Here is a 10,082-nt window from a genome sequence, read left to right on the forward strand (position 1 = left end):
CCGGTTCGCGCCGTGCAGGCCGGATCAGGCTTCGCCGATGGCGTAGAGGCCCGGCACATCGGTGCCGTGGTCCTCCGGGCGCACCCACACTCCGCCCATGGAGTAGTGCGCCGTCGGCGCGATCTCGATCGGTTCTTTCGTGATGTCGAGCATGTGCAGCTCCAGCATCGTCTGGTACACGCGGGGGAGGCGCGTCATGATCGTCTCCCGGGGCAGGTGCGAGACGTCCAGCCACACGCCGCCATTGGCGGTGCCGCGGCCTTCCTTGATTTCGGTGTAGCAGGCCAGGGCCACCCGGTCCCGGGTCGAGAGCTCCAGCCGCTCGGGGTCGTACTTGTGCATGAAGCGCTCACCCAGCCCGTTGCGGAGGATACCGCCCTCACCGCGGGCCGCTTCGGAGATGAGGGTCCCGGCAGCGTTCTCGGGCTCGATGATGCCGGACGGGTGGAACTGCACCAGCTCCGGGTCACGCAACCTCCCGCCGGCCTCGACGGCGAGGCGGAACGAGTCCCCGGTGTTCTCGTCGCGGCGTGAAAAGGTGCGCCGCCAGATCCGGTTGTACCCGCCTGCGGCGAGGATGACGGCGTCGGCGTGGATGAGGTACCGGGTGCCGTCTTCGACGTCGAAACCGTAGGCGCCAACACCGCCCCGTTCTCGTTGACCAGGATGCGCGTGACATAGACGGTGTCCAGGATCGGCACCTGCAACTGGGCGGCGCGGTTGATCAGTGTGCGCTGGATCTCGAGACCGGTGTAGTCGCCGGCGAACGCCGTGCGGCGGTAGGTGTGCGCCCCGAAGAAACGTTGGGAGATGCGGCCGTCCGTCTCGCGAGCGAACGGCATGCCGTAGCGTTCCAGGTCGTCGATGCCCCTCGCGGCGCCCTCGGTGACGATCTGCACGGTGTGCGGGTTGGCGAGAAGGTACGACTCCTTGAGCGTGTCGGCTGCATGTTGCTGCCAGCTGTCCTCGGCATCCATCGTGGCGAGGGCCGCGTTGATGCCGCCGGCCGCGAGGGAGGTGGGGGCGTCGGACTTGGGCCGCTTGCCCAGGGCCAACACATCGACCCCGGCCTCGGCGAGCTCGATCAGCCGTCACTGAGTCGCCAGATCGCCGCTCTCGAACAGGACCTCGGCGCCGAGCTGCTCCACCGCGCCCGCGGCGGCACAACACTGACGACTGCGGGCGAATCCCTGCTGCCTCTGGCCAGGCGGATGCTCGCCGATGCGGAGTCGGTGCGCCGCGAACTGGCCGAACTCGCCGGCCTCCAACGCGGTCGGGTGCGCCTGGGCGCAACACCGTCCCTGTGCATCAGCTTCGTTGCCGAGGTGCTCAGCGCGTTCCACGCGGCCCATCCCACGATCGAACTGCATCCCTCGGAGCAGGGGTCACGCCGGCTGCTTGACGAACTCGCCCGGGGTGAACTCGATCTGGCGCTCATCAACACCTCCGAGGCCACCGCCGTCGAACGATTCACGGTGACCCCGTTGCTCGTCGAGGAACTCGTGCTGATCTCCTCGGCCGGCAGGCCGCCGGTCACGACCGGGAACACCATCAGCCTCGAAGCGATCGCGGAGTTGCCGCAGGTCGTGTTCAGCGCGACCTACGAGCTGCGCAGCACGACGGATGCCGCCTTCCACGCGGCGGGCCTGACGCCCACGGTGGTTCTCGAGGGAGCGGAGATGGACGCCGTACTGCGGTTCGTGGAGCGCGAGCTCGGCGTCGCGATCGTTCCCGCCATGGTGCTCATCGACCGCCCGGGGCTCCGATCGGTGCGCCTGGACGGGCCGACACTGACCCGCTCAATCACCCTCGTCCGCCCGGCGGATGTCGCGTCGACCGCGGCGGTCGCGGTGATGCAGCGCACGATCGCCGCCACGGCCACCGCCTTCGCTGCCCGGGTCGGGTCGACCATGCGCCTCGCCGAACCGCGGGCCTGACGAGACGGTCCGCCGAGCGCGACGCTGCGCCTACAGGCGCCGGCGGCGGGGTGTCACCGCAGCGCCGACAACGGCCGCTTTCGCCACCGGGGCCGGTCCTGGGGTGACAGCCCTGGTGACCACAGCCGCCTTGGCGACGGGCCGGCGAGCGACTCCGACGCGTCCGACACGTCCTGCTCTCAGCAGCTCAAGCTCCTTGCTCCTGCATCGCCGCATCCGCCTCGAGTGCGTCGGCGATCTCCTGACTGTGAATGCGGCCGTCGGCGATCAGGCGCCCGCCGGCGCGCCGGGCGGCAGTGCCCCCCGTCCGTCCTCACAAGCTCCTCGAGGACCTCACCCGAGAAACTCTGTTCGCCGGCCGGAAACTCGATGATCACGAAGTCGACCGGTGCCGCATGCTCCGTAACACCGTCAGTGAACGTGGTTGCCGTGAGTTTCCGACGAATTCGGCTTGTTCACCGGCATCGGACTATATCGTTGAGTATCGTTAGCGGTTTCCTGAGGAGGACATCATGGGTGGTTCATTTCCAACCGGCGGGTTCGGCGGCGGCAGTCCCGCGGACGGCATGTGGCAGGCGATGGAGCAGTTGCGCTCCAGGTTCGAAAAGCGCGTAGGCACCCGGATGGGCCGCGGTGACGTGCGTACGGCGGTGCTCGCCCTGCTGGCGGAGCAGCCCATGCACGGCTACCAGATCATCCATGAGATCGAGGAGCGCAGCGGTGGCACCTGGAAGCCCAGCGCCGGCTCCGTCTACCCCACGCTGCAGCTGTTGGCCGACGAAGGCCTGATCAGCGCGGAGGAGTCCAATGGTCGCAAGACCTACTCCCTGACCGACGCGGGCCGCGCCGCGGCCGCCGATTCGGGCTCGTCTGCACCGTGGGACCCTGCCGCCTCGGAGGACCCCAAGTTCTCGGCGCTGCCCAAGGCCGGGATCGAGCTCGCACAAGCCGCGGCGCAGGTCGGCCGCACCGGCACCCCGGAGCAGATCAACCAGGCCGTGGCGGCGATCGACGAGGCACGTCGTCGGATCTACTCGATCCTCGCCCAGGACTGACGGAGTGCCGTCGAACCGCCGGGTTTCACCGAGCGTGAACCCCGGCGCTGGAGGCACCCGCGCTCGCTACCGTCGGATCCTGCGTTTCGCGGGTTGGAACCTCGCCGTGACCTGGTTCTTCGAACTACTCCTGCCCCGCATCGGGCTCGCCAAGCTCGCCGAGCGCACCCGGGCGAAACGCATGACGCGGTTCGCGCAGCGTTTCCACGTGCTGGCGGTAGACCTCGGCGGGCTGATGATCAAGGTCGGCCAATTCCTGTCGTCACGGCTGGACGTGCTGCCTCCAGAGATCACCACCGAACTCGAGGGGCTGCAGGACGAGGTGCCGCCGGTGCCGTTCGTGGCCATCCGGGTGCTCGCCGAGGCCGAGTTGGGCATGCCGCTTGAGCGGGCGTTCAGCTGGGTCGATGAGACGCCGGTGGCGGCGGCATCCCTCGGCCAGGCGCATCGGGCAGGGCTTCTGCCGCAGGATGCCGCCGACACCGGGTTGGCAGACGTGGTGATCAAGGTACAGCGACCCGGCATCGACACCATCGTCGACGTCGACCTCGCGGCCCTGCGCAAGGTGGGCGGTTGGCTCAGCCACGTGCGGCTGGTGTCCGACCGCGTGGATGCGCCCGCTCTGGTCGAAGAGTTCGCGTGGACCAGTCTCGAGGAGATCGACTACCTGCACGAAGCCGCCAGCTCCGTGCGCTTCGCCGCGGAATTCGAGGGCGACGACCGGGTGAGTGTGCCCGAGGTGGTCTGGGAGCGCACCACCCGACGCTTGCTCACGCTCGAAGACGTGACGGCGATCAAAATCACCGATACTGACGCGCTCACCGCGGCCGGCATCAATCCTGCCGATGCGGCACCGGTCTTCGCTGCCGTCATGTTCGATCAGCTGTTCAGCACCGGCTTCTTCCACGCCGATCCGCACCCGGGCAACATCTTCGTCACCCCGGTGCCGGATGATCCGAGCGGGCGCGGCTGGAAGCTCACCTTCATCGACTTCGGCATGATGGGCGAGGTTCCGCCGACCACTCGCGCGGGCCTCCGGAAGATGCTCATCGCGGCCGCGTCGCGTGATGGCACCGGCATGGTCGACGCCGCGCGCGATCTGGGAGTGCTGCTTCCCTCGGCCGAGACGACCGATCTGGAGCGCGCGATGACGCAGCTCTTCGCCCGCTTCGGCGGCATGGGCTTCGCGGAGCTGCGCGAAGTGGATCCTCGGGAGTTCCGGGACTTCGCCGTGCAGTTCGGCGACGTCGTGCGCGCCCTCCCGTTCCAGCTGCCGGAGAACTTCCTTCTGATCATCCGGGCGATGTCACTCACCTCAGGGGTCTGCAGTTCGCTGAATCCGGCGTTCAACCTGTGGGACTCCGTGGAGCCCTACGCCTCACAACTGATCCGCGATGAGGGTGGCAACGTGGTGCAGGACCTGGGCAAGCAGGCGCTCGAGATCGGCGGTATCGCCTGGCGGCTGCCGAAGCGGCTCGATGGCCTGGTGACGCGCTTCGAGGACGGCACCGTGGCGGTGGCCAGCCCGGCCCTCGAACGGAGAGTGGCCCGGCTCGAGCGCACCATCGCGCGGGCGGTCTCGGCGCTCCTGTTCGGCGCGCTGCTCATCGCCGGCGCGGTGCTCCGTACCGACGATGCGGTGCTCGGTGCGGTGCTGATGGTCGCGTCGGTTCTCCCGCTGCTGCACGCGCTGTTCGCGGGGCGCCGCGGGCGCTGAGCCGGCTGAAAACTAGCTCCCGGTCTGCCGGCTCACAATTTCGGTGATCCAGATCGGCGCGTACGGCGAGGTGCAGCCCGGGGGAGTCGGGTAGTCCTTGAGTACCTCCAGGCGCTCACCGATGGCGAGGGCCCGGGCACGGTACTCGGCGTGCTCGATGCCGATCTGGGCCAGGCAGTGGTTCATCGCCCACTGCAGCCGCTCCGGGGCAGCCTTCATCTGCGCCTCGATGAGGTCGAGCAGTCCGGAAAGGTTCAGGCCGTCCGGGGTCTTCGCCACCCGGTCGGTGGTCAGCGCCCAGCCGGCACTCGCCACGACGGGATCGGCATCGGCGAACCAGAGCTGCCGCAGTTCCTCGACGTGCGGGTTCTTCTTCACCGCATAGTTCACGAGCCAGTCCTGCACCTTGGCGGTGCCGGCGTCCCGCAGCATGCCATCCAGGTCGTCCCGGTCGAAGGCCTTCGGGCGGCAGATCAGAATCGCCAGCAGGCGGGCCGCGGTATCGCCGGTCTGCCACAGCTCGCGGGAGAGCTCCTGCTGGGTCTTCAATCGTTTGGCGACAGCACGCAGCTGGGCGAGGTTCACGCCGTGGTCGTCGCCGTGGTTGGCGTTCACCGCGCGGATCCTCGGATCCTCGAGCGCTGCCAGCTCGGCCATCACCTCGGCCACGGTCGTCTGGGTCAACGTCGTCTGGGCCATCGCAGTCTCCTGTCCGTCGGGTGTGCATTCAGCCTACGACGAGCGGCCTCGCCGTGCCTCCTATGGCCGGATGCGACCGCTACAGCTGGCGCATCCGGCGATACGGGGCACACCGATCAGCGACACGATCACGACGGCACAACTAGTCCACAGGTGCGGTCGAGCTCCGTGCCGGCGGCGCGAAGGTCTGCTGCCCGAGCACGGCCAGCAGGGCCAGCTTCTCGGCGGCCTCGCTGCGCGGAGCCGCGGTGAGAATCAACAGGGCCTGGCCCTGGTCTTCGGTGAACAGCACCTGGCAGTCCAGCTCGATCGGCCCCAGCTCCGGGTGGATGAGGGTCTTATGGTCCTCGAAGCGCGTCGCGACCTTCTGCAACGCCCAGATTCCGGTGAACTCGGTGCTCACCTTCTGCAGTTCGCGCACCAGGGTGCCCGCGCGGGAGCGTGGGCCCGCGGCGCCCAGGGCGACGCGGAGGCTGGACGCCTGGGCCTGGCTCTGCCGGTCGCGGTCGGCGACCGGATAGATCTCCCGCTCGGCGGAATCGGTGAACCAGCGATAGACGCTGCTGCGAGCCAGGCCGGTGAACCGCAAGTGGTCGCCGAGCAGCGCCGCACCCAACCGGTTCTGCGCCAAAGTCTCGCCGAGGCTGGAGAGGATGAGGGCCGGGGTCTCCTCGAGCCGGTCGTAGACCCGCAGCAGGGCGGGAGCGACATGGGTGTCTTGCGGGGTGCGCTGCGGCACGTTGTGACCGGCGAGTCGGTAGAGGTAGTCGCGCTCGTCGCTGCTGAGCCGAATCGCCCGAGCAAGCGCCGACAGCATCTGCTCGGAGGGCTGCGGGCTGCGGGCCTGCTCCATCCGCACGTAGTAGTCCGTGGACATGCCCGCCAGAGCGGCGACCTCCTCGCGGCGGAGCCCCGGTACCAGCCGGCGCGGCCCCGCGGCCAGCCCGACATCCTCCGGCCGGAGCCCGCCCCGACGGGAGCGGAGGAATGCGGCGAGGGCTGGTTGGTCCATGCCTCCACCATCCATCACGACGGCCCCCTTCTCCAGGGACCGGCAGTCCTACGGCAACGGCTCCTCTCCCGCCCGCGCGGAACACGATTCAGACTCTGGACATGAACATCACCGGAAACACCATTTTCATCCCCGGCGCCACGTCGGGCATCGGACTCGCCCTTGCCCTGCGGCTGCAGGCCGCCGGCAACACCGTTGTGATCGGCGGGCGCCGCACCGACGCACTGGAAAACCTGGCGGCCGAACACGGTTTCGCCACCGTTCCCATCGACACCACCGACCCGGCCTCGGTGCTGGCCGCCCGTGACCAGGTGCTGGCCCAGCACGCCGACCTGAACGTCCTTGTGGCCATGGCCGGGGTGATGAACGCCGAAGACGTGCGCAGTGCCGACTTCCTGGCGGAGGCGGAGCGCATCGTCGACACGAACATCAACGGCCCGCTCCGCCTGGTCGCGGCCTTCGTCGACCACCTGCAGAGCCGCCCCGCCGCCACCCTGATGACGGTCTCCTCCGGCCTCGCATTCACCCCGCTGGCCTACACGCCGACCTACAACGGCACCAAGGCCTTCATCCACCAGTACAGCGAGACGGTCCGGATGCAGCTGGCCGGCACCTCCGTGCAGGTCATCGAGCTCGTGCCTCCGGCCGTGCAGACCGAGCTCATGCCGGGCAACTCGGTCGACGAGCACTTTATGCCGCTCGACGCCTTCGCCGACGAGGTCATGGCCATCCTGGAGGCGCAGCCCGACGCTCAGGAGATCCTCGTCGAGACCGTGAAATTCCTCCGCTTCGCCGAGGTGGAGGGCCGGTACGCGGCCGCCGTCGCAGCGCTCAATCCTGCCGCCTGAGGCACCACAGGTGCTCGGCGGCGGCTGGGACCAGTCGCGGTCTGCTTGGCGCAACCTTCGAGAAGGCCACCTGAAACCCAGTGCTTCCGCTCTTACCTCACGACTCGACCGAGCCTGTTTCTACCGATGAACGTACACGCGGTGGCTGGCTGACGACACCGGGTCTGGGGTCGCCTCGCGCGTCGGGCGGGTCACAGTTCGATGCTGCTGATAACCGTGGTGGCAGCGATTTTCAGCGTGCCGCCCTCGTCTGCCAGGCGATAGGAGGTCACCTCCTGCACGACACGCCCGTCCGTGAAGTAGTACGTCAGCGTGGCCTGAGCTCGGTCCGGCACTGACGCGCTGACGTCAGTAATGGCCACATCCGAGATCTCTGCCCAGAAGTCCTCGTAGGCGGCCCTGCCGCCCACATGATTGACCTGGTAGTCGGCCGTCATCATCGGCCAGGCGCTGGCCAGATCGGCCGGCAGGAGTGAGTAGTACGTCGTAATGGTATCGACGAGCCGTTGCTCCGCGCTGACCGGCTGCTGCTCCGGGGCCCCTGCTGGTGGGGCGGAGGGTTCCGGTGCGGACGGTTCAGAGGCGGCCGTGGTCGGCTGGCCTTGGGACGGCTCCGCTTCGGCACTCGGGGCAACGCTTGCTGTGGGAGTCGTGGCCGTGCTGAGGCTGCCTGCGCTTCCCGTGCCCAAGCGGAGCGAATTGATCTGCACCAGGACGGCGAGGATGACGATGGCAGCGACCAGCACCAGGCCAATCAGTGCCCAGCGCCGACGGCGGCGATGCCGCTGGGGTACTCCGGAAGGCGGGGTCGCCGTCGGGGTGAGGGGTGGGTCAGCGACGACGGGCGTTGCTGCCGCCGGCGTTGCCGCCGGGTGAGCGGCTACCGTGGCTGCTTCCAGAGGAGCAGCATCTGGCGGTGGTGCTTCCAGTGTCGGTGCTTCGTAGCGCCGGGTCTGGTGCAGGTTGACGGTTTCCGGAGTCTCGTCTTCCTCGTCGGGGTTTCCCTCGCGCACCGAACCCGCGTCGCGGGCGTCCCGGACGGCGGTACCGGCCAGCGGCTCGGTGTCTGCCGCCTCGGCGGAAAGCTCCGCTTCCGCGGTCCCCGCCGGCGGTGCTGACGGATGGTCGAAAGTGGCGCCCGGGGAATCGGGCGGCACCGCTGGCGGCGGCAATGCAACATCGGCGGTGGCCGGCGTCCGGCTCAGGCGCTCGTACAGGGTGGCGAGCCGGAGCGCGACGGAGTTCATGTCGGGCCGGCGCCTGGGGTCGGCCGACAGCATTTCGCGAAGCAGGGGAGCGAGCACCCCCGCGTGCCTGGGGGCGGGGTAGCTGCCGCGGGCCACTTTGTGCAGCAACGCGATCGCGTTGTTCTCCTTGCCGAACGGCGGGGCGCCCTCCAGCATCGCGTACAGGGTCGAGCCCAGGGAGTACACATCCGACGCGAACTTTGACTCCTGCCCTCTGGCCACCTCGGGAGCAAGGTACGCCGGAGTGCCGTGGATCAAGCCGGTGGCGGTGATGGTCGGGTCTCCCAACGCATGCGAGATTCCGAAGTCGCTGATCATGGCGGACCCGTCTGCGGTGATGAGGATGTTGCCGGGCTTGACGTCTCTGTGCACGATCCGCAATTTATGGGCAGCGGCCAGCGCCGAACTCACGTCCGCGCCGATTCGCGCGGCCTCGAGCGGAGTGAGTGTGCCGTGTTCCTTCAATAGCGCAGACAGCGGCGTCGACTCGATCAGCTGCATGACGAGGCACGGCTGGCCCGCGTGCTCCACCACGTCGAAGACCGGCACCGCGTGCGGATGGTGCAGCCCCGCGGTGATGCGCGCTTCGCGCATCGCCCGATTCGTGAGGATTTCGCGTTCCTGGTCGGTGAGCTCAGGTTGGGCACGAAGCATCTTGATTGCCACGGTGCGGTGCAGGCGCTCGTCCCACGCCTGCCAGACCACCCCCATCCCGCCCGCGCCGAGCAGCTTGACCAACCGGTATCGGTCCGCGACGAGGGCCGTCGGAGTACTCATCGAACTCGCTCCTTCGGGAGTTGCTCTCGAAGGTACTCCGGCAAGCCGAAATTCTCACGGCTGCGCAGGGCCGGCGAGCCGGGACCGCACGCGCGGCGACCGGGGACAAGGCGGTCGGCGTCGGCTGGGACCAGCCGCGATCTGCTTGGCGCAATCCTTTTTTCGACCGCCTGAAACCCAGTGCACCCCTCTGACCCCGATCAGGTCGTGGTGCGGCCGCGGAACGCACCGATGATCTGCGCCAGCGCCAGGCCGGTGGCCGTCACGACGGGCACGGCGACCACCAGCACGGCGATCAGGTTGGGGCGGAATTGCAGCCCGCCCGGACCGCCGACATAGGCGCCGATCGGTATGGCGTATCCGCCGCCACCGCCACCGCTGCCCTCGCCCCTGCCCATGGGCCCGTCAAGGTCGTCGGGGACGTCCCCCGAGCCCTCGCCGCCGCCGAAACCGAAGCCTACGAGCGCGACGGGCACGAGGTCATGCCCGTCGATCGTGGTCTTCTCGCCGTAGGCCAGCTTCGCGCCCCAGGCACCGATTCCGTCAGTTTCTCGATGAGGTTCGCCATGCCCCGAACGTACGCGGGTTCAGGACGACCGGCTAGAGACCCGGCACCGGGCCATGCGGAAGAAAGGACAAAGTGTGCAAATAAGGACGACCAGTCCTGGGGTGACCCGGTGCTTCCGGACAGTGTTCCTAATTTGATTGGATGAAATCATGGGAGCAGTAAGGAAGTCCGGTCCGCATCGGAGATTTACGGACAAGGAACGAAGGAACGCTGTCGAGATGG

8 protein-coding genes and 1 pseudogene are annotated in these 10,082 nt (G+C 68.4%); 4 read left to right on the plus strand and 5 right to left on the minus strand.

Going from position 1 to position 10,082, the window contains the following annotated elements:
- Positions 1–24: 24 nt before the first annotated feature.
- Positions 25–1,058, minus strand: a pseudogene (locus JWP54_RS17750) (FAD-binding protein).
- Between JWP54_RS17750 and JWP54_RS12090 the strand changes: the two are divergent.
- The 3 genes from JWP54_RS12090 to JWP54_RS12100 all read left to right on the plus strand — a co-directional run bounded on the left by JWP54_RS12090 (position 948) and on the right by JWP54_RS12100 (position 4,709).
- Positions 948–1,937 carry a LysR family transcriptional regulator gene (locus JWP54_RS12090; protein ID WP_297372364.1) on the plus strand — a complete coding sequence of 330 codons (990 nt, stop codon included), beginning with the start codon at positions 948–950 and terminating at the stop codon, positions 1,935–1,937. The pseudogene JWP54_RS17750 and the gene JWP54_RS12090 sit on opposite strands and share 111 nt — an antisense overlap.
- Before the next feature lie 512 nt (positions 1,938–2,449).
- The gene (locus JWP54_RS12095; RefSeq protein WP_297372369.1) at positions 2,450–2,992 is read left to right on the plus strand and encodes a PadR family transcriptional regulator; all 543 of its coding nucleotides are present in this window, start codon (positions 2,450–2,452) and stop codon (positions 2,990–2,992) included.
- Between the two features lie 4 nt (positions 2,993–2,996).
- Positions 2,997–4,709, plus strand: a complete 1,713-nt coding sequence (locus tag JWP54_RS12100) for an AarF/UbiB family protein (RefSeq protein WP_297372371.1) — start codon at positions 2,997–2,999, stop codon at positions 4,707–4,709.
- 12 nt (positions 4,710–4,721) lie between these two features.
- Here JWP54_RS12100 and JWP54_RS12105 read toward each other — a convergent pair whose 3' ends face one another.
- Positions 4,722–5,408 carry a DNA alkylation repair protein gene (locus tag JWP54_RS12105; RefSeq protein WP_297372375.1) on the minus strand — a complete coding sequence of 229 codons (687 nt, stop codon included), beginning with the start codon at positions 5,406–5,408 and terminating at the stop codon, positions 4,722–4,724.
- 142 nt (positions 5,409–5,550) lie between these two features.
- Positions 5,551–6,420: a helix-turn-helix transcriptional regulator gene (locus JWP54_RS12110; RefSeq protein WP_297372378.1), complete on the minus strand. Its 870-nt coding sequence runs from the start codon at positions 6,418–6,420 to the stop codon at positions 5,551–5,553.
- A gap of 101 nt (positions 6,421–6,521) precedes the next feature.
- Here JWP54_RS12110 and JWP54_RS12115 point away from each other — a divergent pair, with 101 nt between their 5' ends.
- The gene (locus JWP54_RS12115) at positions 6,522–7,268 is read left to right on the plus strand and encodes an SDR family oxidoreductase (protein ID WP_297372382.1); all 747 of its coding nucleotides are present in this window, start codon (positions 6,522–6,524) and stop codon (positions 7,266–7,268) included.
- A gap of 191 nt (positions 7,269–7,459) precedes the next feature.
- Here JWP54_RS12115 and JWP54_RS12120 read toward each other — a convergent pair whose 3' ends face one another.
- Both JWP54_RS12120 and JWP54_RS12125 read right to left on the minus strand, forming a co-directional pair.
- A complete protein-coding gene (locus JWP54_RS12120) occupies positions 7,460–9,253 on the minus strand; it encodes a serine/threonine-protein kinase (protein WP_297372385.1) in 1,794 nt (597 codons plus the stop codon).
- Positions 9,254–9,492: 239 nt separating this feature from the next.
- The gene (locus tag JWP54_RS12125) at positions 9,493–9,768 is read right to left on the minus strand and encodes a hypothetical protein (protein WP_297372388.1); all 276 of its coding nucleotides are present in this window, start codon (positions 9,766–9,768) and stop codon (positions 9,493–9,495) included.
- Between the last annotated feature and the right edge of the window lie 314 nt (positions 9,769–10,082).

This window comes from Cryobacterium sp. (assembly GCF_025463825.1).
GTDB lineage: Bacteria > Actinomycetota > Actinomycetes > Actinomycetales > Microbacteriaceae > Cryobacterium.

Bases quoted from the DNA above. Each gene is read 5' to 3' on its own strand.
- JWP54_RS12090 (WP_297372364.1), top strand. From the start codon at position 948: ATGTTGCTGCCAGCTGTCCTCGGCATCCATCGTGGCGAGGGCCGCGTT.
- JWP54_RS12095 (WP_297372369.1), top strand. From the start codon at position 2,450: ATGGGTGGTTCATTTCCAACCGGCGGGTTCGGCGGCGGCAGTCCCGCG.
- JWP54_RS12105 (WP_297372375.1), bottom strand. From the start codon at position 5,408: ATGGCCCAGACGACGTTGACCCAGACGACCGTGGCCGAGGTGATGGCC.
- JWP54_RS12110 (WP_297372378.1), bottom strand. From the start codon at position 6,420: ATGGACCAACCAGCCCTCGCCGCATTCCTCCGCTCCCGTCGGGGCGGG.
- JWP54_RS12115 (WP_297372382.1), top strand. From the start codon at position 6,522: ATGAACATCACCGGAAACACCATTTTCATCCCCGGCGCCACGTCGGGC.